Origin of the sequence: Nostoc sp. UIC 10607 (assembly GCF_047228265.1) — a bacterium.
Lineage (GTDB): Bacteria > Cyanobacteriota > Cyanobacteriia > Cyanobacteriales > Nostocaceae > Nostoc > Nostoc foliaceum_A.
This window is the reverse complement of the sequence record NZ_JBIQNW010000011.1, coordinates 100,396-123,570: the sequence shown is the minus strand read 5'-3', so window position 1 is coordinate 123,570 and position 23,175 is coordinate 100,396. Positions and strand designations below refer to the sequence as shown.

18 protein-coding genes and 1 tRNA gene are annotated in these 23,175 nt (G+C 42.2%); 9 read left to right on the top strand and 10 right to left on the bottom strand.

Annotated features, from left to right (window positions below):
- Window positions 1–173 precede the first annotated feature (173 nt).
- The 10 genes from ACEYW6_RS13280 to ACEYW6_RS13235 form a co-directional block, all read right to left on the bottom strand.
- Window positions 174–1,094 (bottom strand): NAD(+) kinase, encoded by a 921-nt coding sequence (locus tag ACEYW6_RS13280; protein ID WP_190890173.1) that lies wholly within the window; start codon window positions 1,092–1,094, stop codon window positions 174–176.
- 6 nt (window positions 1,095–1,100) lie between these two features.
- Entirely contained in the window at window positions 1,101–1,406 is a 306-nt protein-coding gene (nuoK, locus tag ACEYW6_RS13275) for an NADH-quinone oxidoreductase subunit NuoK (protein WP_006199065.1), read from the bottom strand.
- A gap of 59 nt (window positions 1,407–1,465) precedes the next feature.
- Window positions 1,466–2,080 carry an NADH-quinone oxidoreductase subunit J gene (locus tag ACEYW6_RS13270; RefSeq protein WP_412980047.1) on the bottom strand — a complete coding sequence of 205 codons (615 nt, stop codon included), beginning with the start codon at window positions 2,078–2,080 and terminating at the stop codon, window positions 1,466–1,468.
- Between the two features lie 80 nt (window positions 2,081–2,160).
- Window positions 2,161–2,745, bottom strand: coding sequence for an NAD(P)H-quinone oxidoreductase subunit I (gene ndhI, locus ACEYW6_RS13265; protein WP_190890175.1), 585 nt, complete (start codon window positions 2,743–2,745; stop codon window positions 2,161–2,163).
- A 132-nt stretch (window positions 2,746–2,877) separates the two neighbouring features.
- The gene (nuoH, locus tag ACEYW6_RS13260) at window positions 2,878–3,996 is read right to left on the bottom strand and encodes an NADH-quinone oxidoreductase subunit NuoH (protein WP_190890177.1); all 1,119 of its coding nucleotides are present in this window, start codon (window positions 3,994–3,996) and stop codon (window positions 2,878–2,880) included.
- Window positions 3,997–4,471: 475 nt separating this feature from the next.
- Window positions 4,472–5,608: a citrate synthase gene (locus ACEYW6_RS13255; RefSeq protein ID WP_190890182.1), complete on the bottom strand. Its 1,137-nt coding sequence runs from the start codon at window positions 5,606–5,608 to the stop codon at window positions 4,472–4,474.
- Between the two features lie 108 nt (window positions 5,609–5,716).
- Entirely contained in the window at window positions 5,717–6,211 is a 495-nt protein-coding gene (sixA, locus tag ACEYW6_RS13250; RefSeq protein WP_196510432.1) for a phosphohistidine phosphatase SixA, read from the bottom strand.
- A gap of 383 nt (window positions 6,212–6,594) precedes the next feature.
- Window positions 6,595–6,807 carry a DUF29 family protein gene (locus tag ACEYW6_RS13245; RefSeq protein ID WP_412980046.1) on the bottom strand — a complete coding sequence of 71 codons (213 nt, stop codon included), beginning with the start codon at window positions 6,805–6,807 and terminating at the stop codon, window positions 6,595–6,597.
- Between the two features lie 256 nt (window positions 6,808–7,063).
- Complete coding sequence (locus tag ACEYW6_RS13240) at window positions 7,064–8,347, bottom strand: DHH family phosphoesterase (RefSeq protein WP_190890184.1); 1,284 nt, start codon at window positions 8,345–8,347, stop codon at window positions 7,064–7,066.
- A gap of 696 nt (window positions 8,348–9,043) precedes the next feature.
- On the bottom strand, window positions 9,044–9,541 hold the full coding sequence (locus ACEYW6_RS13235) for an HNH endonuclease (RefSeq protein WP_190890185.1): 498 nt from the start codon (window positions 9,539–9,541) through the stop codon (window positions 9,044–9,046).
- Between the two features lie 289 nt (window positions 9,542–9,830).
- On the opposite strand from ACEYW6_RS13235, the gene alr reads away from it, so the two are divergent.
- From alr to ACEYW6_RS13190, 9 genes are all read left to right on the top strand, one after another.
- Window positions 9,831–11,018 carry an alanine racemase gene (gene alr / locus ACEYW6_RS13230; RefSeq protein WP_412980045.1) on the top strand — a complete coding sequence of 396 codons (1,188 nt, stop codon included), beginning with the start codon at window positions 9,831–9,833 and terminating at the stop codon, window positions 11,016–11,018.
- A gap of 90 nt (window positions 11,019–11,108) precedes the next feature.
- Window positions 11,109–11,190, top strand: a tRNA-Leu gene (locus tag ACEYW6_RS13225).
- A 1,016-nt stretch (window positions 11,191–12,206) separates the two neighbouring features.
- Entirely contained in the window at window positions 12,207–13,274 is a 1,068-nt protein-coding gene (locus tag ACEYW6_RS13220) for a response regulator (RefSeq protein WP_190890187.1), read from the top strand.
- Between the two features lie 62 nt (window positions 13,275–13,336).
- A complete protein-coding gene (locus tag ACEYW6_RS13215; protein ID WP_069071198.1) occupies window positions 13,337–13,714 on the top strand; it encodes a response regulator transcription factor in 378 nt (125 codons plus the stop codon).
- A 4-nt stretch (window positions 13,715–13,718) separates the two neighbouring features.
- Window positions 13,719–14,216, top strand: a complete 498-nt coding sequence (locus ACEYW6_RS13210) for a chemotaxis protein CheW (RefSeq protein ID WP_412980044.1) — start codon at window positions 13,719–13,721, stop codon at window positions 14,214–14,216.
- 62 nt (window positions 14,217–14,278) lie between these two features.
- On the top strand, window positions 14,279–17,107 hold the full coding sequence (locus tag ACEYW6_RS13205) for a methyl-accepting chemotaxis protein (RefSeq protein WP_412980043.1): 2,829 nt from the start codon (window positions 14,279–14,281) through the stop codon (window positions 17,105–17,107).
- A gap of 85 nt (window positions 17,108–17,192) precedes the next feature.
- On the top strand, window positions 17,193–20,228 hold the full coding sequence (locus tag ACEYW6_RS13200; protein ID WP_412980042.1) for a response regulator: 3,036 nt from the start codon (window positions 17,193–17,195) through the stop codon (window positions 20,226–20,228).
- Window positions 20,229–20,668: 440 nt separating this feature from the next.
- Window positions 20,669–21,109, top strand: a complete 441-nt coding sequence (locus tag ACEYW6_RS13195; RefSeq protein ID WP_412980041.1) for a hypothetical protein — start codon at window positions 20,669–20,671, stop codon at window positions 21,107–21,109.
- Between the two features lie 150 nt (window positions 21,110–21,259).
- A partial coding sequence (locus tag ACEYW6_RS13190) for a HEAT repeat domain-containing protein (protein ID WP_412980040.1) occupies window positions 21,260–23,175 on the top strand: 1,916 nt, incomplete at its 3' end.

Here is a 23,175-nt window from a genome sequence, read left to right as displayed (position 1 = left end):
AGCAAAGAAAGTCAAAATCAGGGCAGAAAGCCCCCGGATAAATCCAGGGGCTTGGATAATTTTAGCTGCGATGCTTGCAGTGAGCGTAGCGATCGCCTACGGGGGCGGGTACGCGATGTCTACGACGGGCTACGCCTATGCAATCTGCGGTAAATGCACTCTACAATACTTAATTAATTACGGTGATTATTGCTGTAGCGAACCCTTGTACCTGCCCAAAGCAACTTCTCCCGCAGCGTCTGATAGTAGGAATTGTTCTCGCGCAAAATAATAAATTTAGCCCGACAATCTGCCATCCGCACATCAACGCGGTGTCCCGGCCAAATTGAAGTCCCCAATACCCCATCTGTCCACAGTTTGGTACTCAAATCGTAATCGCCCAAAGGCCAAATACTTACCACAGAACCAGGGGGCAAAACGAGGGGGCGACTAGAAAGGCTCATTGCACAAATAGGAGTGATGGTAATCGCCTCCATGCCATCATGCATAATTGGCCCATTAGCAGAAACAGTGTAACCAGTAGAACCTGTAGGAGTAGCAATGATTAACCCGTCCCCGACGTACTGATCAACTACCTCACCGTCAATTTCCATTTCCAGGATTGAAGTAATCATCCGGTCAGCGGAGGCGGGTTTGACACAAAATTCATTCAAAGCCAGGTAATGCTCACTCACTGGTTCTAAATTAGACCCATGACCCTCATACACCGCAGCTTGTAACATCATCCGCCGTTGGATAGCATAGCGATCCTCAAACAGTCGATCCCAAATTTTCTCAGTATCCTGAAACTCTTCTACTGACTCAGTTAAAAACCCCAGATGACCTCCCACATTCACTCCCAGAATAGGGATGCCTGCTGGGGCTAAATGTCTGGCACCAGTTAAAACAGTACCATCGCCACCGAGTACCAAAGCGAGATCGATTGGTTGGCCCGCCGAAGCCAAAAAGACAGGATAGGGGTTGTCTTTCGGCCCGCTAGGCCCCATCAACACATGGCACTCGCGGCTTTCTAGTTGTTTAGCACAGATTTCTGCCCATTCTTTACTTCGGGCATCCCGCGCTTTATAAGCAATGATTACCTGCTTGAGTTGCACGCACAATTACCACTTCAGGAGATTAAACTGCTCCATATCGACGGTATCGCGGTTGCGATAAATGGCAAGCACGATCGCTAAACCCACCGCCGCCTCGGCTGCGGCCACGGTAATCACAAATACTGTGAAAACCTGACCCTTAATTAATGTTGAGTCGAGGAAGTTGGAAAATGCCATTAAATTCAGATTAACAGCATTGAGCAGTAACTCAATTGACATCAGCACCCGCACAGCGTTGCGGCTGGTAATTAAACCGTAGATGCCGATACAGAATAAAGCTGCTGCTAGTAATAGAAAGTACTGGAGTTGCATGAATCTGAATATCCCTCCTGAAAAATCTGGCTATTTATTTACGACCTGAGTAGTAAATATTACTCTTTTGTTTCGCTGGTTGTTGATACCAGTTCTCTGGGGCGTTCTTGCAAAGTCAAAACAGTTTGCCCCAGTTTGGATGGTGTCAATAGGTCTGGCAAATACTCGCGGCGTGCCAAAATAATTGCTCCTACCATTGCTATCAGCAGCAAAATGGAAGCCAATTCAAAGGGTAGTAAAAAGTCAGTGAAGAAATGTTCTCCAATTAAAATGATAGAACTTTCACCACCCGCCATAGGAGGAGTTGAGTAGGCCCAAGGAGTAGCCAGAACCATTGTGCTTAAAAGCCCAAACAATCCTACACTGACTAAACCAGTCAGTAATTTCCGCACCCAAGAGTTGGGAAATGCTACAAAACTCTCCCGCTTGTTCACCAACATAATGGCAAACAAAATCAATACGTTAACCGCCCCAACGTAAATCAGTATTTGTGCAGCTGCAACAAAATCAGCATTTAGCAACAGGTAGATTCCCGCTATGCTGATGAACACGCCGCCTAGCATAAATGCTGAATAGACAATGTTGGAGAACAGCACCACACCAATAGCTGCCCCAATCATCATCACACCCAATATGCCAAGCGATACAAACTGTACTCCTTCTGCTAGATTCACTGTTTTTTGTCCTTAGTCATTGGATTAGTCATTGGTCATTGGTCATTCGTCATTAGGAAAGGACAAATGACAAATGACATTTATTTTTCTGTTTGTTCTACTAGGTCTTCTGGACGCGCACCCGCACGTGGCGCATCTGCGGGCAGTCCGTGTGGTTCGAGGACGCCCTTGGGTAGGTAAACTAGTTCGCGTAGTGGTGTAACCATTGGATCATCTGTTACCTTGTAGGGCAGACGACCTAACGCCACGCTGTCATAGTTCAATTCATGGCGATCGTAAGTGGAAAGCTCATACTCTTCTGTCATAGATAGACAATTAGTTGGGCAAAATTCCACGCAGTTACCGCAAAAAATACAAACCCCAAAGTCAATGCTGTAGTGATTGAGTTTTTTCTTTTTGCTGGCTTTGTCGAATTCCCAATCTACTACAGGCAGGTTAATCGGACAAACGCGAACACAAACTTCACAGGCAATGCACTTATCAAATTCAAAGTGAATCCTACCGCGAAACCGTTCGCCAGGAATCAGTTTCTCGTAAGGGTACTGTACGGTAATCGGACGCCGCCGCATATGATCGAAGGTAACAGAAAGTCCCTGACCAATGTAACGCGCAGCTTGTACCGTTTCTTTGGCGTAATCACCAACTTGTTTCAGGAACTTTAGCATTTTTTGTCTCTCTTTTAAGGGGATAAAAGTTAGGAGTGAGGAGTTAGGAGTGAGGAGTTAGGAGTGAGGAATGAGGAGTTAATTAAAAACTCATAACTCATAACTTATAACTCCTAACTCTTAACTCTCTCATTACCCGCCGAAGGCGAAGGGAAAGGCTAGTTTAAGGGCGGCAGTTAATAGGAGATTAACCAAACCAACTGGCAACAAAAACTTCCATCCTAAATCTAACAATTGGTCAATCCTTACCCGTGGCACTGTCCAGCGCAACAGGATGGCGACAAACACTAGTAAATAGGCTTTAAACACGGTCATCGTGATCCCCAAAGCAGCAGTTACTATCTGGAACACGGGATTTAGTTCACTGACTCCCAGCCAACCAGCGATGAGGTTGAGGGGAATGGGAAAGTCCCAACCGCCCAGGTAGAGAATTGCTACTAATAGGGAAGAAAGGATCAAGTTAACGTAAGAACCCAGGTAGAAAAGACCGAATTTCATCCCTGAGTATTCAGTTTGATAGCCTGCGACGATTTCTTCTTCCGCTTCTGGTAAGTCAAAGGGTAATCGTTCGCATTCAGCTAGGGCGGCTATCCAAAAGATCAGGAAACCAATTGGTTGTCGCCAAATGTTCCAGCCCAGGATGCCGTAGCCAGACTGTTGATTGACAATATCAACGGTGTCGAGGCTGTTAGACATCATAGCGATCGCTAACACCGCTAACGCCAAAGGAATTTCATAACTAATAGATTGCGCTGCTGCCCGCAACCCCCCTAAGAGGGAGTATTTGTTATTAGATGCGTAGCCAGCCATTAACAAACCAATCGGTTGAATGCTTGACAAGGCAATCCACAAGAATACGCCCATGCCCACATTGCTAATTACGATGTTCTGCCCAAAAGGGACGATCAGGAATGACAGAAACACCGGAATCACAACAATAATTGGGCCAAGGGTAAACAGCCAAGGGTCAGATTTGGCTGGTACTATATCTTCTTTAAATACCAACTTCAATCCATCCGCTACAGGTACTAGTAACCCAAAAGGACCCTGGTATTCTGGTCCAATTCGCTGCTGTGCAGCGGCGGAAATTTTTCGTTCTAGCCAAGTAGCGACTAATACCCCCACTGTTGCCCCAATCAGCATCAGTATCATTGGCAGTGGCATCCAAATCGCTTTGGCTGTTCCTGCTGGTATACCTAAATCCCGGAGGGATTCAATAAAAGTTCCTTGGAGGTCAATTCCTGAGTTCATGTTTCCGCTCTTTAAGACATCGAGTCATGGTGAGTTACAACTATTAGTTGAATTAATACCTGTAAATTCACCTATTTTTAATTTTTGCCCAGATGACGCTTGATTGAAGATTTGTTGCTAATTCCCATGCCTAGTATATCCTTGGATGGTTTTAGCCCTCTGAAGCGAGATGAGAACTTCTACTTATGGTTGGCATTGAGATTGGCTAATAAATCCTCAGAATTTGGGGAGCAGGGGAAAACAAGGGAGAAAATTTTACTTTGTCCTCCTTGTCCCCCGGCACGACAACACAAATACTCCGCTTCCCTTTTGGCAACGGTTGTCTGCTTTGTGAAATTTTCTGCTTCCCCAGAACTGGGGACTGACATGACTTAGTAATTTTAGACTGTCGATTTGAGATTTTTTGGTAAAAGCACCTTGTTTTCACTAAGAAAAAGAATCCAAAATCTAAAATCCAAAATTGCTTGACTGCCAGTTAACGTTGTTCAATGGGGGTATAAGTAACTTCGTGCCGACCGTTGTAAACCTGGGTGGGACGGAAAATCCGGTTTTCTGCTAGTTGTTCTTTCCAGTGGGCTAGCCAACCGGCAACGCGAGCGATCGCAAATATTGGCGTAAACAAGTCTGTGGGAATACCCATCTTCCTATACACCAAACCTGAGTAAAAGTCAATATTGGGATAAATCCCTTTGCTACCGAGTTTTTCTCCTACCACTCGTTCCATTTCTTGAGCAACGTCATAGAATTTGTCATAGCCAAACTTTTCAAACAGTTGCTCTGCTAGTCCTTGTAAAATTATGGCTCGTGGATCTTTCACTTTATACACACGATGTCCAAAGCCCATAATCTTAGATTTAGTTTGCAGACAATGCTCTATGTAGGGACGGACATTTTCCACAGTGCCAATTTTTTCCAACATCTGAATTACTTCTTCATTGGCTCCACCATGCAGGGGCCCTCCCAAGGTTCCCACGGCACTAGCAACCACAGCGTAAGGATCAGTCAAGGTGGAAGCTGTTACCCTGGCACTGAATGTGGAAGCATTCATTGTATGCTCAACCTGAAGTATCAAGCAGATATCAAAAATCCGCGCCATCAGAGGATCGGGTTCTTGCTCATTGAGCATGTATAAAAAGTTGGCGGAGTAGTCTAAGTCATCACGAGGACGCACCGGGTCATTGCCTTTTCGCATCAGTTGGAACGCCGCCACCATCGTGGGAATGGTTGCTATCAGGCGCACCACCGAATCTCGAATGTAAGCAGGATTATGTAAATCCCGGAGCGAATAAAACAAGCCTAAAGCAGCAGCAGAGGCTTGCAGCGCATCCATTGGGTGACCGCTCTCTGGAAAGCATTTCATCATGTCCCGAATGCGGTATTTTATCCGCCTGTGGTAACGAACTTCATGCTCAAATGTTTCCAGTTCTTCCTTGCTTGGCAGTTCGCCCCAGATTAAGAGATAAGCAGTTTCTAGGAATGTACTTTTTTCTGCTAATTCTTCAATCCGGATGCCACGATATTCTAGTATTCCCTTTTGCCCATCAACATAGCTGATACTTGATTGAGCGGCGGGAATGCCTTCTAAACCAGGCTTGTATTCGCACACCATCATGGCAACACCATTCGCTTTGTGAAATATCTGATCAAGCTAACTTACCAGAAATTTATTGTCGCCATAACAGTAGCCGTTCTAACAACAATAGAAAATGTTGAAAAACTGTTATAGCAGGTACTTGGGTGGTGTCAACCAAAACATCTGACTACGACCCAGAGGAGAACCTGTTTCTGGTAGTTTTATCCCAATCATACCTGCTTTTTTCAAGACTAAGCTTTCTTTGACTTCTCCCCATAGGAGAATTTCTGCCCAATTGGTCAAATCAGGTTCGTGTCCAACCAGCGCCAGTTGGGTATTTTGGGAATAATTTCTTGGCTCTAACCAGTCTTTTAGCCAACTAGAAATTTGACCATCATGGGCGAGGTGGCTAGATTCCTCTAACTGGGAGCTTAGTTTTTCTGATATGAGGATATCAGCCGTTTGGCGGGCCCGCACTAAGGGGCTGGTGAGAATCAAATCAAAGCTTAAACCCAATTTAACAATTTTCTGAGCAACTTTCTCCGTTTTTTGCCTTCCTTCTTTGGTAAGGCTGCGCTCCTCATCCTTGATGCCTAATCCCTTGTCTTCGGCGATGCCATGACGAATTAAATACAATTCCATACTTTTAGTTTTATTAGCGTAGCAGGGCATAGCCCGTGCTTAGTTAGGATTTACGTGTGGTGTTAATTAACCTATCCTAATCTTAATCATTATTACTACGTATTCATTAATCTCCCATTTGTCCGGTATAACGCGAAGTTTCGATAACTCTTACTGCATCATTTTTGATACCTCTGAACAAAAAATGAAGATGATTTTGAATTATTCAACAGCAGGACACCATTTACACTGATCAAACCTCTGTTTCAAATACTCCTGTTTGGGATGGCAAATTTTTTCTTCTGGAACTCGTAACTTGATCCCCTCAAGTATTCGATACTCAGTGATTTTAAGAATAGGGGAAATATGAACCATCATTGTTTTTGGATTAATGGCAATGAGATTTAAGTCAAATAAGGTATGCATAACCTCAACGCACTCTGCAAGGCACGCTGTTGACTCTTACCCAATTCCACCACTTCCTCAATTAAGTGTTCTAAATCCAGCGTGTCCCAGTGGTGCGTAGGCGTAGCCTGTTGTAGACATCGCAAAAGCTCTGCTGTCTGCTCTACCCATGCACAAAAATCTTGCTCATACAGAGTTTGTAACCTTTGCAATTCTATAGACTTTATGACGCTTGTTTTTAGCAAATAAAATAGGTAGGTGCGATTTAATTTTATTTGTGCCTACCTACTTAACATTAAGCATGAACTACATCCTCAATCAGTTCAGCCTCTGTGAAAAAATCAAAATTCCCGACTTTTCTCAAAAGTCGGGAAATATGTTTATCACAAATGACTTAGGGATGCTATCTGACCAAACATTTTGACTGCTGCATGAGTTAGGAGTTTTCCCCATCTCCTTAATCTCTTTCTACTCCGACTGAATCGGGTTATCTCTGGGATTAACCAACCTCAGCAGTTTTTGTTTAATTTGAGCATCGAATACTTCCCATTTCATTTTCGCATAGGCGGAATTTTCGTTGCTGCCAGATAAGAAGCCCATCGGAATTTCAAAGCCGCCTGCGCTTGTTCTTCCACCGCCGAAAAAGCGCCCTGCACTATCTTGTCCAAAGGCTTCTTTGATGAATTCATCAGGATCAAGGGTGAGTTTGGTGGTTCTCAAGGAGCCGATGACTATTTCTAGTTCATCGTCTTCATCGTGAACAATGCCATAAACTACGGCGGTGTGGACGTTTTCTTCAGTGACGAGAAAATCAGCCGCTTGAGGAATGGCATCGCGGTCATCGTAACGTAAGTAACCAACACCAGCAATGGAAAAGTTATTTTGGACGATGCGATTTTTTAGCGATCGCTCGATCACATCCATTACCCGCTTGGAACGGTTCGCCTGTAAAATGGCGTTTAGCAGTTGAGCATCATAAAATCGGCTTAAATACGCCGCTGCCATAAAGTCTTCTTCTTGCGCTTGCATGAGCCGATTTGTATCAGATCGCAAGCCGTGCATCAAGGCAGTGGCGCATTTGACGTGTTGATTTATGCTGGTATCTAATGCCAGTAATCCCGTCTGGAGGTACTGAGTAAAAATTGTTGCTGTTGCTCTTACATAAGGGCGGATATCTTCAAACTCTGAGTGGAGATCACCTTGTATACTGTGATGATCAACTAGTACCACTAGGGGAATTCCAGCCTGCTGCACCGCTGACAGTAGCTGTGAAGTGGTTCCCTGGTTATCAATTAGTACAAAACCTTGATAAGATGACAAATCTTTGGTTTTCAACGTTTGCGGTGTCCAACGTTGGATTGGTAAGTTAGTTAGCCTTACCAAAGCAATATTTTCTTGATGGCTCAACGCACCAGCATAAATTATTTCACATTTGATATCATATTGCTGGGCGATTAACTGATAAGTCCAAGCACAGGAAAGGGCATCAGGGTCAGGAAAATCTTGCAGAATTACCAGTTGGCGATCGTGCCGATGTGCCAAAAGAGTTTTTTGCAGTTCTTCTGACTTCTGTTGTGCCAGCGAATTACCACGCTGACTGAGATATATAGCCCCATCACCTACCGATGGCGGTAATGACGGACTCTTAAATGCAACTTCCACTGGCGCTTTCTCGATTTCAGGTTCCTCTGGGTTTGGCTCTGTGGTCAATGACAAACTCTCAAACTGAGTAACGGGCGAATTCAAGTACATAGGGAACTTTTTTAAAGTGTGAGGCTCCTTTAATTCAGAAATACTACGATCAGCAATTCACTGAATTTAGCCACATTATTCTGATCTTCGCAAAAATTTCAAGACATTGCACTATACATCTAAGTATATTTTTTGTCAGTAACAGCGCTCAACAATAAACTAAATTCCATGAGAGTGCGTATAGGTGCTGGAGGCAAAGAAGTTTAGTATATCGGGCTGTATCTGACAGCATAAATTTCTTTTAGGAGCTTTTTTCTCTTCCTTTAATTGAATCAACTGAATTTTTATCTTGCTTAGGGTATATTTTTTATTTTATACTTTAGAATTAGTCCTTGATATTTGAAATATTCTTATGCTTAATATTCTCATCATTGTGACTATTGAGCAATTAATAATTATTTTTGATGAATAACGCGTGTTTAGTATCCCCTTTGAAAATTCTGAAAATTCTGATAATTTAGAGCGAGCCTAGTGGAAGAAGGCAGAAGCCAGAAAAGATGAGGAGCAAGGGGGAAACCCATACACTAATGTAGAAGCATTGAGCATTGACGGATTGTGCCTGTCTACGAGACGCACTCGCCTTCGTTGCAAGCCATATAGCCGACAATTTTTAAACGCTCCATAACTAAAGTTATTGGTTATGTCCCAAAGCAAGAGGTTATTTTTTCTTTCCCCTTTGCTCCTCTGCTTTTTTGCTCAAAGACCTATAACATATTTTTGCCACTCTGTGTGCAGTCCACTCTTAAGATGTTTGCTGACTTCAAAATAGAGGCTGCTATAAGGTTGGCGTGGGGGATGACGCAAAGGCATATGAGCTTCGTGGGGAGTGCGACTGCCTTTTTTGACATTGCAACGGACACAAGCGGTCACAATATTCTCCCAGCTATCGCCCCCGCCGCGCGATCGCGGTATTACATGGTCTAGAGTCAACTCATCCCCTGTGTAACCACAGTATTGACAGGCATGACCATCACGGTGCAATATATTCCGACGAGTCAGAGGAATTTCTTTATAAGGAACACGCACGTAATGACGTAACCGGATTACGGTCGGCAACGGAAAATCCGAGTATAGGAATTTACCGTTGTGTTCCACGTGTTCCGCTTTGCCCTTAATTAACAAAACCACAGCACGACGCCAACTCGTTATATTGAGAGGTTCGTAAGAGGCGTTTAAGACTAAAACCTTCCCCATTTATCTGCGCTCAGGGTATTAGTTTTACACTAAGTTTTACATATATTAACACAAATCTACCCTGTTAGGGTGATGAGAATAAATTATACTTTCGAGAGAATTCGGAAATTAAGTTATAAGTTTAAACTTCTAAATTCACAACTTTTAACTTTTACTTTACTATCGCAATATCTTGTATCAATTCTAATATGAAGGGTAAACTTCCTATTTAAATCTGATCTCGCTTTTATGAGCGTGTATAGATAGATAACTTGGAAGTTTAGCCGTGGTGGGATAGGAGTCAGTACAAATGTTAAGTCGCAAACAAATCCCTGGTGTAGTTCCTAATCAGCAGTGCGACCCCTACGCGTGGTTTTCGCAACGAGCTTGGGTAGAAATTGATTTAGGGGCGTTGTCGTACAATATACAGCAATTGGTACAGTTTTTATCGCCAGGTACCCAGTTGATGGCAGTAGTAAAAGCCGATGCGTATGGACATGGAGCGGTAACAGTCGCCCAAACTGTAATTCAATCGGGAGCTAGTTGGCTGGGAGTGGCTACAGTACCAGAAGCAATTCAATTGCGAGAAGGCGGGATTCAGGCACCCATTTTGATTTTAGGGGCAACTCATACACCAGAGCAGATTCATGCGATCGCACATTGGAAACTTCAGCCTACACTCTGTAGCCCTAAACAAGCTTTGGTATTTTCCGATATCCTAGAATCCATTAATCATGGTTCTCCAGTGCCCGTACACATCAAATTAGACACGGGAATGTCTAGGTTGGGAACCGATTGGCGGCAAGCTGGCGAATTTGTGCAATTAGTGCAGCGGTTACCACATCTTTCTATTGCCAGTATTTATTCTCATTTGGCAACAGCAGATGATCCTGATCCGACGGTAATGGAAGAACAGCATAAACGATTTGAGGAAGCGATCGCTCAAATCAAAGCAATGGGAATTGAACCGCCCTGCTTGCATTTGGCAAACTCAGCGGCTGCACTAACAGATTCGGCATTGCACTACGACATTGTGCGAGTAGGTTTAGCTGTTTACGGACTTTACCCAGCCCCGCATTTACAAAATGCGATCGACCTCAAGCCCGTTTTGCAACTTAAAGCGCGAGTCACCCAAGTCAAAACAATTGCCCCAGGAACTGCTGTCAGCTACGGTCATAAATTTATTGCCCCGCGTGAACTTCGCCTCGCTGTCGTGGGAATTGGCTATGCTGACGGTGTGCCTCGTAATCTTTCGAACAAAATGCAGGCGTTAATTCGCGGTCAGCGGGTTTCGCAAATCGGGACAATTACAATGGATCAATTGATGCTGGATGTGAGTGCTATACCCAATATCCAAGAAGGGGAAGTAGTAACCTTACTAGGGGAACAGGGAAAAGAACAAATTTCAGCGGACGATTGGGCAGAACAACTAAACACTATTTCCTGGGAAATTCTCTGTGGGTTTAAGCATCGTCTGCCTCGTGTTGCAGTTATGTAATTGGGTATGGGGCATAGGAAATTAATTTTTCCCTTGTCCCTCATTCTCTATTCCCATAAATAATTTCTTGTGGTATGATAGTAAACTGATGCGGATGTGGCGGAATTGGCAGACGCGCTAGATTTAGGTTCTAGTTCCGAAAGGAGTGAAGGTTCAAGTCCTTTCATCCGCACTCTTAATAAATTGAATTGCCTTATCTAGGCTGGTAATGAAACTTGAGTTAAAACTTCAAGGATAGTTACCAGCCTATTTAAATTTTACCTAAATTAAGACTTACGTATAAAAGATCCTCTTTTTAAGGAGGAGTGCGCTACGAGAACGAAGTTTCAGGTTTTAAATGCGTAAGTCCTGCTAAATAAAAATATGTTTAGCCAGTATAGTTTCAAATATAAAGAACGTGGATTTAATAATCTACAATTTTCGTAGGTAGGGTGCATTAGGAGTATAACGTACCATTCCAAGTGCTTTTGGTGCCTTATGCTGTCGCTAAAAAAATAACTTTTACATTCTCTTTAATCCACATTTTTAAGTTTAAGCTCATCCCACCTCTAAAAGGGGATGGGATAACACGTGCATACTGATAACTGATGACGGTTGACAGTTAACAGTCATCAGTCAACAGTTAACGGCGGGGCGGCTATCCCGAACACCCTTTGTTTGCACAGCATCTCGTAGAGAAGAAGTGGGCTTCCCGCCGCCTTGGTGAATATTAAAAAATTAATTTATTATTATCAATAAATCAGTATTATTGCTGTGGTCAACTTGAAGTTACTCAATGCAAAGTGGCTTCATTATAGTCCTTAGTTGGTTAAAGACTGGGTTTTACTTAAGTGTAAATACAGAAGTTCAAATATATTACTATTTACAAAATCAGTATTATTCCTGTGGTCAGATTGGGGTTACTCAATGGAAAGTGGCTTCATCTAGTCTTGACATTTTTATGTCTTATTCTCCGAAGATGTCTGTAAATCTCAGTAACAGGAAGTAAATTAATAATAATTTACGAATTTACTGAGATTTGATCTTTGAAAATAACGCTGTTTTCGTTGAGTTTGAACACAAACCCTAGATATAAACTGATGTACTTAAACATACAAAAGTTTAATATTTTTTACCTGATTTCAATTGTGAAATCACTTTGTATGAAATTAGCTTACACGTATCGAATTTAGCTGAAGTAAAAGCAAAATGAGCACAACTCCTATAGGTAGCTACAGGTTGTTCCAAAAACTACATCCGCTATCTCTGTTGGCACAATTAACCAGTCGGCGTGCTACAGGGTGCTTAAACATATTTACTGGAATAGTTTCTTGGTCAATTTATCTAGAGGACGGTAAACTTACTTATGCCTCCTATTCAGATAAACTGTTTGAGCGGCTTGACAGTCACTTGCGACGCTTGAGCCAGCAAATTCCTGCTCTCAACAGCGCCACTCGCGTGCAGATGCGGCTGATGTTTGAGACGAAGAATGAACATCAATCAATACCAAATGCAGATTACCAAGCTATTTGTTGGTTAGTAAATCAGGATTATATTACTTCTGTACAAGCAGGAAGCCTGATAGACGAATTGGCAAAAGAAGTACTGGAATCATTTCTGTGTTTAAAAGAAGGTAGCTATGAATTCAGCCCGGAAAGCTCTTTGGATAAACTACCAAAATTCTGCCGCCTGGATTTGCGGTTACTTGTTGAACACTGTCAAAAGCAGTTACGAAATCGGCAAAATATCCAGTCATCAATACCGGCTGGTGGGAGTTCCCAAGTTTTGTCTAAAACACAACCGTCTCAAGTTCAGCCACAACTGCAAATAAAACTTGGGCAAAAGTTGCCGATACCAATCAATTTTGATATTTCTGAGAATAATAAAACTACTCAGCCAACTGTTAGCAAAAAACTATATACAATTGCCTGCATTGATGATAGCCAAACAGTTTTGAATTCCATCAAACACTTTCTGGATGAAAACACATTTTCTGTTGTAATGATCAACGATCCAGTAAAAGCTTTAATGCAAATTCTTCGGAGTAAGCCCGATCTGATTTTGCTAGATGTTGAAATGCCAAGTTTAGATGGTTACGAACTATGTTCCTTATTACGGAAACATTCAGCTTTTAAAAATACACCGATCATTATGGTGACTGGTAGAACAGGATTTATCGACAGAGCAAAGGCTAAAATGGTCAGGTCATCAGGATATTTGACTAAGCCTTTCACCCAATCAGAATTGCTAAAAATGGTTTTTAAGCATCTTGGTTGATTTAAACAAGGCAAATAAAAATAACAAAATATGTTTAATTTATTTTTTTAGGAGATTTAATAGTGAGCCTGACTTTGCTTGGCACGATTCTGATTGTAGAAGATTCTCCCAGTGAATTGGAATTAATGAGCCATTATCTCAAAGAGAGTGGTTATAACGTAATTAAAGCAAGTGGTGCGAAAGAGGGTTTAGAAAAAGCTGTGTTAGAAAAACCAGATGCGATCGTTACTGATGTAGTCATGCCAGAAATGAGTGGATTTGAATTATGTCGTTCTTTGAGAAGAAATCCGATTACTGCAAAAGTGCCGATTGTAGTTTGTAGTTCCAAAAATCAAGAAATTGATCGTTTATGGGCGATGAGACAAGGTGCAGATGCCTATATAACTAAACCTTACACCCGCGAACATCTCCTACGTACTATTAAATCAGTGGTAATTTGAATCAATGACTAGTAACAACATTACACTTCCTTCAAAACCAACCCAAAATAACTTAGCAGACGGTTATCTGAAGTTTCAGCTAAATCAACAGACTGCTGCTGTTTTATCAATGAAACATACGCAAGAGGCAATTCTTGTACCTGTTGAATCTATCACCTCAATGCCCAATATGCCCTCCTGCATATTAGGATTAATGAATTGGCGCAGTCGGATAATTTGGGTAGTTGATTTGCCAAGAATGCTCAATTTAGAATCTATAGATTATCGACTGCGGCAGTACAATGCGATCATTATTCAAGTGGAATCGTTGGTGTTGGGCTTAGTTGTCCAAGAAATAAAAGGTACAACTAAATTCATCGCTGATGATATTCATTCTCCTATAGGACAAGTGGCATCCAGTTTAGTTCCTTATTTATGTGGCTGCGTTGTGCAACAAGAAGAAATATTACTGGTATTAGATGCACAAGCAATTGTACAGTCTTCTATTCTCCGCAGTGATTAGGGTCTATTACTAAAAAAAGGATTTTTAGTGTTCTTATTCACATAGTTAGGAGAACTACTTTTATGTTTAATAAAACCAACACGAATCAAGGGAGTGGTGCTCAAAATCGAGCATCCCTGATTTCATCCCAAAAAATTACTGGTAGCGTAGTAAAGCTACCAACTAAGGCTACTAGTGAAACGGCTAATAATTCTTCCCTAAATCAGGCCATTGGATCTTTTACAAGGCTGGGATTGGTTAAGAAAGCGACTATTTTAGCGATCGCAATCGGTACAATACCAGTATTGGGCATCGGCGCGATCGCTTTTAGTTTTGCCAATAAATCGATTACTAAGCAAATTACTCAATCTCAACAAGCCGAAGCCATTGATTTAAGTGATAAAGTTAACCGCTTCATGCTGGGACGCTATGCAGATATTCAGGTAATATCAAACTTGCTATTTTTGACAAGTCCCCAAGCTAGTGTCAGTATTACTACTCAGCAAAAACAAGCAGTTCTAGATCGAGTTGTCGAAGCCTACAAAGCTTATGACAGTGTTGCTGTTTTTGATCGCCAAGGTAACTTGATTGTGCAGTCCACAGGCGAACCACTAGACAACCAAAAAGACCGTACTTATTTTCAAGACGCTTTGCAAAAAGATACTCCTGTTATCAGTAAGCCAGAAGCAGCAAAAAATACTGGTGTAGTGAGTATTTATATAGCTGCACCTGTGAAAGAGACAAGGACGGGCCAAACTATTGGTGTGCTAAGAGCGCGTATGCCCGTAAAATCTTTAGAGGAAGTAGTCAAAAACTATGTAGCCAATGGGCAACAATACCATTTGCTCGATGCTTCGGGAACAGTTTTCTTGAGTCCACAAAAGGAATTATTGGGGAAAGAGGCAAAGGAAGAGTATTCTAGTTTACCCAAACTGCTTGCAGCTAAAAAGCCAAATAGTTTTATAGAAGTTCCCAAAATTTATAAAAAACAAGAACTAGTCAGCTACGTCCCAGCTAGTACGCTAGACGGCTTACCAGATTTAAACTGGCAGGTACTTTTATCCACAGACACAGCAACTGTATTTGAGCCGCAAAGACAATTATTGTGGATTATAGCCATCGGCACAGCAGTGACAGCATTGATTGTAGCTGCGATCGCATCTCGGTTAGCTAAACTTACTACACAGCCAATTCTCAATGCGACTGCGGCATTAGCAAAGCTTGGTCAAGGTAAATTCAATACCCGTCTGGAAATCGAAAGAGAAGACGAATTAGGGTTATTGAGTGCAAATATCAACCAGATGGCCGAACAATTGCAGGTCTTAGTTAAGGAACAAGAAGTAGACGTTGAAGGGGCAAAATTACTAGCAGACATTACCCTACGAATTCGGAAAATTCTCAAAACTGAAGATATTTATCACGCAGCAGTGAAAGAAGTTCACCGAGTGCTAAAAACAGACCGGGTAATCATTTATAGTCTGAATCCAGATACTTGGGATGGCGTTGTCGTTGCTGAATCGGTAACTGGTAATTGGCCGGAAATGCTCGGAGTGCAAATTAACGACCCCTATTTTCGGGAACGTTATGTAGAAGCTTATCACGATGGACAGGTGCAAGCAGTTGCCAACATTCATCAAGACCAAAGCCTGAAAAATGCCAACGGTTACATCCAACTTTTGGAAAAATTTGCTGTCAAAGGTAATTTGATCGTACCGATTCTTGCCCAAGAGCAACTTTTAGGCTTATTAATTGCTCATCATTGCGAAACTCCTCGTGTTTGGCAACAGCCGGAAATTGACTTGTTTCAACAGATAGCAACTCAAGTTGGCTATGCCTTAGAACAAGCCAAGTTATTAGAGGAGATAGAGCAATCTAGGAATGTTGCCGTAACAGGTTCAGATGAAGAACAGCAAGAAAAAGAAACACTGCAACAACAACTTTTACAACTACTCAACGACGTAGAAGGTGCAGCCAGAGGCGACTTGACAGTGCGTGCAGACGTAACCGCTGGGGAAATAGGTACTGTTGCCGACTTTTTCAACTCCATTGTGGAAAGCCTCAGAGATATTGTTACCCAAGTTAAACAAGCTGCTATCCATGTGAATAGTGCCATTGGCTCTAACGAAGGAGCCATTCGCCACCTAGCAGAAGAAGCACTCACCCAAGCTGCCGAAATCAACCGCACCCTCGATGCTGTTGACCAAATGACCCAATCTATGAAAGCCGTAGCCGAAAGCGCCGAAAAAGCTGCTTTCATTGCCAACAATGCTGCTCACACCGCCACCAAGAGTGGATACGCGATGGATTTGACAGTACAAAATATCCTGTCTTTGCGGGAAACCGTTGGTGAAACTGCTAAGAAAGTGAAACGTTTGGGAGAATCTTCGCAACAAATTTCTCGCGTGGTTTCCTTGATTAACCAAATCGCTATTCAAACTAACTTGCTTGCGATTAACGCCGGTATTGAAGCAGCGCGTGCGGGTGAAGAAGGTCAAGGTTTTGCCGTAGTGGCTGAAGAAGTCGGCGAACTAGCAGTCAGGAGTGCCGCAGCAACCCAAGAAATTGAACAAATTGTTGAAAATATCCAACGCGAAACCAGTGAAGTAGTGCAAGCAATGGAAATAGGAACCACCCAAGTGGTAGAAGGGACTCGAATTGTGGAGGAGGCTAAACAAAGTCTGAGTCAAATTTTGGATGTATCATCTCAAATTGACTCCTTGGTGCAGTCAATTTCTACTGCAACTGCATCTCAAGTTGAAACATCACAAAGTGTTAGCCAATTAATGAAAGATATCGCTGCCATATCACAACGCACTAGCGATTCTTCTCGCCAAGTTTCTGAATCTCTGCAACAAACTGTGGAGATTTCCCAGCAGTTGCAAGAGACTGTCGAGGCTTTCAAAGTTAGTTAGTGGTCATCTGTCAGTTGTTTGTTTTTCACTACTTACTACTGACAAATGACAAATGACAAATGACAAATGACTATTAACAAAAACCATGTTACAAGACAAAGAACTAGAAATCCAGATGCAGTTTCTGGAAGAAGCAACTGAATACTTGAATACCTTAGAATCGGTATTGTTGGAAATCGATACTACTAACCGCATCGATTTAGATAAAATCAATGCTGCACTCCGCGCCACCCATTCTATCAAAGGTGGTGCGGGGATGATGGGATTTAGATCGCTAAGTGATTTATCTCACCGTCTGGAAGATTCCTTTAAAGTTTTAAAAACTAAAAAAAATTCTTTAGAAATTGATACTCAGTTGCAAAGTTTATTGCTATCTGGAGTTGACTGGCTGCGTCAAATTGTAGAATTGCTTGCAGAAGGAAATGTTGTTGAAGATGCGTGGTTAGCAACCTTCTGTTACCCAATTTTTGATGAGTTACACGATCGCTTGGGTGACCCCACCCCTGAGGATGCCTCAACTATGCTATCCCCAGAAGATGGCCAAGACGTTATCCCCTTGCTATTTGGCACAGAAGTAGAAGAGTGTTTACAGCGTCTAGAATCTGTATTGGCAGATAGCGAACAGTCCGGTTTGCATGAAGAAGTTGTGATCATGGCAGCTGAATTGGGTGGTTTAGGGGAAATGCTCCAGTTGGCAGCTTTTACCAAGCTTTGTGAGTCAGTAACACAGCAATTGGAAACTGTTACTAGCTCGCGCATTCCCGAAATTGCCCAGTTAGCATTGCAAGCATGGCGGCGATCGCAAGCTTTGGTGCTGACGAATCAATTAGATAACTTGCCTACAGAACTTGATTTTGGTAGTTATACGCAATCCCAGCTACTATTACCAGCAGAAGTAATACCACAGTTTATCGCCACAGACACAGAAGCAGTGTCAACATCTGTTTGGCAACCAGAAAACACTAGGGAAAATTGGACTAATGATGAAGCGTTAGTGCAGCCCACCGCAGGTATCGCGGCTAATTTTACATTTGTGGATGCAGAATTTGCCGATGACGTAAATGCTGTAAATGTCACCGAGCACAATACAATATTTGCTAAAGAAAATAATTCTCCAGATGCCAGATTTGGTGAAGGCAAAGGAGAACAAAATGGCGTTGCTAAAGAGAGGGAAATTCATGAAAATAGCGTTCGAGTTCCTAGCAAACAATTAGAGCAAATTAATGATTTATTTGGTGAACTAATTGTTCAGCGGAATGGGTTAAACTCCCAACTAGAAAGATTACGCAAACTCGTTCGTAACCTTAACCAACGAGTCCAAGTTCTCGACCGCGAAAACCAGGAATTACGTATAGTCTACGACAAAATTTCCACTCAAGCTTCCATGTCTACTGAAGTGCGGGTGCAAGATAAAAATAGCCACCAAACACAAGGTACAGAAAGGGAATTTGATGCCTTAGAGATGGATCGCTATAACGATTTAAACCTGCGATCGCAGGAAGTTATGGAAACCATTGTTCAGGTACAGGAAGTTACAACTGATGTACAACTCAGTGTAGATGATACAGACCAAATTGCTCGTAAACTAAACAAAACATCGAAACAGTTACAGACAAAACTAAATCATATCAGGATGCGGCCGCTGTCCGATTTAGTTGAACGTTTTCCTAGAGCTTTGCGCGATTTAAATGTAGAGTATGGGAAAAATGTCCAGTTAAAAATTGAAGGTGGCAACACTTTAATTGAACGCAGCATTTTAGAAGCATTAAACGAACCTTTAATGCACCTATTAAGGAACGCCTTTGATCATGGTATTGAAGACTCTGCCACCCGCCGCCTTCTGGGTAAGCCAGAACAAGGATTGATTGAAATTACAGCTACTCACCGCAGTAATCGTACCCTGATTACTATCCGTGATGATGGTTGGGGCATTTCTCTGGAGAAAATTCGCACCCGCGCTCTAGCTATGGGATTAGATGCTTCTCTACTCGCTAATGCTAGTGATGAAGAACTGTTATCACTAATTTTTGAACCAGGTTTTACTACCTCTGAGCAAGTGACAGCATTATCTGGTCGCGGTGTCGGTATGGATGTGGTTCGCAACAACCTCAAACTAATTCGAGGAGATGTCAAAGTTGATACGGAACCAGGGGTTGGTACTACCTTCACCCTATCAGTTCCATTTACACTTTCCGTTGCGCGAGTTCTGCTGGTAGAAATCAACAAAATCCTATTGGCATTTCCCACAGATGTGATTTCAGAAATATCTTTACTCCAAGACGAGCGAGTTTTCCAAATGGCAGGTAGCGAAGTTCTAAATTGGCAAGGAACCATGCTGCCACTGATTCGCCTGACTCGCTACTTAGAGTTTAATTGCCTGCGCTACGATAGCCCAGAGTTGGAGACTCCAGCCGCAATTAATGCTAACAGCGTGTTAGTAGTCAAAGGTAATAATCAGCCAGTAGCTATCCAAATAGACCGTTGCTGGGGTGAACAGGAAGTTGCTATTCGCCAAGTCGAGGGAAATATACCTTTACCTGAAGGCTTCAGCAACTGCACAATTCTCGGTGATGGCCGAGTAGTGCCACTAGTTAATGTCAATGAGTTGCTGTATTGGATTGCTACAAATCGGCGGACTCCCAGAGGTACTCAATTACCATCAGCAAGGTTAAAGACACCGTTCCTCATATTTGATGAAGAGAAAATATCAGCAGCATCTGTTAAGCAGAAAGGCACAATTTTAATCGTAGATGATTCAATTAATGTTCGCCGCTTTTTAGCTCTGACCCTTGAAAAAGGAGGATATCAAGTAGAACAAGCTAAAGATGGTCAAGATGCTTTAGAAAAACTCCATAGTGGATTGAGAGTTGAAGCAGTAATTTGTGATATTGAAATGCCTCGCCTTGATGGTTATGGCTTTTTAGGTAAGGTAAATTCAGATGTTGATACAAAAAATATTCCAGTTGCAATGCTGACTTCTCGTAGTAGCAATAAACATCGACAACTCGCTATGCAATTAGGGGCGCGGGCTTACTTTTCTAAACCTTATAACGAGCAAGAATTACTTCAAACGCTAGAGGAGATAATTCGCACTGTAGCGCAAAAAGCAGCTTCCAATTAATAATTCATAACTAGGTTGCATATATTTTCGTAGGGTGCGTTATGCCAAAGGCTAACGCACCTTTTTATACAAATTTGAAACAAGAATGCGACAAACAGACCATTTGTAGAGACGCGATTCATCGCGTCTTTACCCAAGGATATGTTGCAATCATTAATTGAATTGATATTAGTATCCTGGCGACTAGAAGTCGCGGCTACACAGACAAAACCCACCTGCGCGGGTTATAAGACTGATTTATATCACAATACGCTTGGGTTAAAGGCTACTGGCAAAAATTTGGGTTTTTGAGACGCGATAAATCGCCGTCTCTACAATTGTTTTGGTTTTATCTGAACTGTATTGATTGATATCACTAATAATTAATCGCCTAGCTTTTTCGTGATACTATTTGTGTCAATTCAAATAATCTCTACATCAACTCAATTTGTAGTGAATTTATGGTGACTGTAACACTGACGGCTGTTGCTACTGCGATCGCAACTACACTTTGGACTAAAGCCCAAGAGAAAATCGGCGAAAATATTGGTGATGCTACATGGACGCTAGGTGGCAAGTTAATAGAAAAGCTCCGCCAGAAGAATAAATCGCCATTACTCACCAGTGCTGTAGAAGCAAATGAACCGCAGCGTTTAGATTATGGTCAAGCAGTGCTGGAACTGAAAGCCGCAGCAGATGCAGACTCAGAAATTGCTCAAGCAGTTGTGGAAGTGGAAGCAGCAGCAAAAGCAGAACCAAAACTCACTCAAAAAATTCAAGAAATCGAAAATACCCTCAAGTCTCAACAGCCAACCATTCAAAATCTGACGCAGCTAGCAGAAAAAATTGGGGTTGTAAATCAAGGCACAGTTAATAATCAGACTATTAACCAAACGTTTTGACTACAGTCGTCCCCAGGGGAGGATGGGACAAAGTTAACTCCCGATGAGTGGCGTAAAATCTGCCGTGAAATTCTGGTAGAACGGCGAAAGCTAACTACAAATCCTCTGACATCAACTGAAGGCGTTAACCTGCAAGTTGATGATGTTTATGTGCCACTGGGATTAGTTGAGCGCAAAAAACCATCCAAGCCTCAAGGTGATATTTCTCCAGAACAGGGTTCAGAACTATACAAGGAGACAGAAATCACCAAAACGTTTGAGCATGATGTTTTTCTTGAAGAAGTTCTCAAACAGAAGAACACGCCTAAAAGTCAAGGTAAGCGAATTGCGATTATTGGCGAACCAGGAGCAGGAAAGACAACACTGTTACAACAGATTGCTGATTGGGTATCTCGTGAGATTCACCAGTCGATTGTCATTTGGGTATCTTTAGCAGATTTGCGAGGTCAGGAACTAAAATCTTATCTGTTTGAAACTTGGTTAACTCAGGTGGCTGAGAAAATAGGTAAAGCTGAAGCCACTAAGCAACTGAAGGATGATTTTGTTGCTCTGTTTAATCAAAATAATGTGTGGCTGTTGTTAGATGGGTTAGATGAAATGTCTGCATCTAATTCTCTAACGGAGATTGCACGACAATTTCGTGAAGGGGGATTAATTTCTCAAGTGCGAATTGTGCTGACCTGTCGGGTTAATTTGTGGGATGGCAGCATTAATGCACTTGATGATTTTGATACATATCGCAGTTTAGATTTTTCTTATCCAGAACAGGTAGAGAAATTTATTCACAAATGGTTCGCTGCTATTCCCGAAACTGCAAAGCAGTTATGTACTGCGTTAAAAGAACCAGGTAAAGAACGGATTCAAGATTTAGTGAAAAATCCTTTGCGGTTGACGCTGCTGTGTTTAAATTGGCAATCGGGAGATGGTAAATTACCCGATACTCAAGCGGGACTCTATCAGCAATTTGTTGATGACTTCGACAATTGGAAAAAAGCCGAATTTGTAACAAACTCTAAACAGCGTCAGCAACTTAATGTCAAACTGGGAGAATTAGCTAAAGCAGCAATATTAGATAAAGAAGAAACCCGTTTTCGCTTGCGACAGGATTCTGTTACTCAGTTTTTGGGTGATGCTGATGATGAAAATTCGCTGCTGAAATTGGCACTAAATCGCGGCTGGCTAAACTGTGTCGGGATAGATACGAATAGAAAACCTGTTTACGCTTTCTTTCATGCCTCATTTCAAGAGTACTTTGCTGCTAAAGCAATTGATGACTGGCATTTCTTTCTCAACCACGTTCCGAAAAATCCCAGTCAAGGAACTTATCGCATCTTTGAACCGCAATGGAAGCAAACAATATTACTTTGGTTAGGTCGAGAAGAAGAAAACCTCAAAGATAAAAAGGAACAATTTATTGATGCTTTGGTCAACTTTAAAGATGGATGTGGTAAGGGTAATAGAGAAAATGTAAATAAAGGATTTTATGAATATCGCACCTATTTTTTAGCTGCGACAGGAATTGCAGAGTTTAGAGGTGATTCTAGAGCAAGTGAAATAGTTAAGCAAATTATCAAATGGGGATTTGGTTATTTCAACACTAAAAAACAGAAGTGGATAACATTTGCCGATCCAATTAAGGATGAAGCTAGATCAGCACTGCAACAAACAGACCGTACAAAAGCGATCGCTGCCTTGGTAGAACTGCTGCAATCAAAAGATGTAAATGACCACATCCGTGGAGAGGTAGCATTTATCTTAGGGGAAATCGGTACAGGCAATGAATTTGCGATCTCCGCCTTAGTGCAACTGCTGCAATCAACTCATCTGGATGACTTCACCCGTAGGCTGGCAGCAGATAGCTTAGGGGAAATCGGTACAGGCAATGAATTTGCGATCGCCGCCTTGGTGCAACTGCTGCAATCAACTACTGTGGATGACTACACCCGTTGGCAGGCAGCATCTAGGTTAGGGGGAATCGGCACTGGCAATGAAATTGCGATCGCCGCCTTGGTGCAACTGCTGCAATCAACTACTGTGAATGACTCCACCCGTTGGCGGGCGGCAGA

Excerpts from the sequence above, each read along its gene's own strand:
- ACEYW6_RS13205 (WP_412980043.1), top strand. The coding sequence starts at position 14,279 with ATGTTTAATAAAACCAACACGAATCAAGGGAGTGGTGCTCAAAATCGA.
- ACEYW6_RS13220 (WP_190890187.1), top strand. The coding sequence starts at position 12,207 with ATGAGCACAACTCCTATAGGTAGCTACAGGTTGTTCCAAAAACTACAT.
- sixA (WP_196510432.1), bottom strand. The coding sequence starts at position 6,211 with ATGGAATTGTATTTAATTCGTCATGGCATCGCCGAAGACAAGGGATTA.
- ACEYW6_RS13240 (WP_190890184.1), bottom strand. The coding sequence starts at position 8,347 with ATGTACTTGAATTCGCCCGTTACTCAGTTTGAGAGTTTGTCATTGACC.
- ACEYW6_RS13210 (WP_412980044.1), top strand. The coding sequence starts at position 13,719 with ATGACTAGTAACAACATTACACTTCCTTCAAAACCAACCCAAAATAAC.
- ACEYW6_RS13200 (WP_412980042.1), top strand. The coding sequence starts at position 17,193 with ATGTTACAAGACAAAGAACTAGAAATCCAGATGCAGTTTCTGGAAGAA.
- alr (WP_412980045.1), top strand. The coding sequence starts at position 9,831 with ATGTTAAGTCGCAAACAAATCCCTGGTGTAGTTCCTAATCAGCAGTGC.
- nuoH (WP_190890177.1), bottom strand. The coding sequence starts at position 3,996 with ATGAACTCAGGAATTGACCTCCAAGGAACTTTTATTGAATCCCTCCGG.
- ACEYW6_RS13235 (WP_190890185.1), bottom strand. The coding sequence starts at position 9,541 with ATGGGGAAGGTTTTAGTCTTAAACGCCTCTTACGAACCTCTCAATATA.
- ACEYW6_RS13195 (WP_412980041.1), top strand. The coding sequence starts at position 20,669 with ATGGTGACTGTAACACTGACGGCTGTTGCTACTGCGATCGCAACTACA.
- ACEYW6_RS13255 (WP_190890182.1), bottom strand. The coding sequence starts at position 5,608 with ATGATGGTGTGCGAATACAAGCCTGGTTTAGAAGGCATTCCCGCCGCT.
- ndhI (WP_190890175.1), bottom strand. The coding sequence starts at position 2,745 with ATGCTAAAGTTCCTGAAACAAGTTGGTGATTACGCCAAAGAAACGGTA.
- nuoK (WP_006199065.1), bottom strand. The coding sequence starts at position 1,406 with ATGCAACTCCAGTACTTTCTATTACTAGCAGCAGCTTTATTCTGTATC.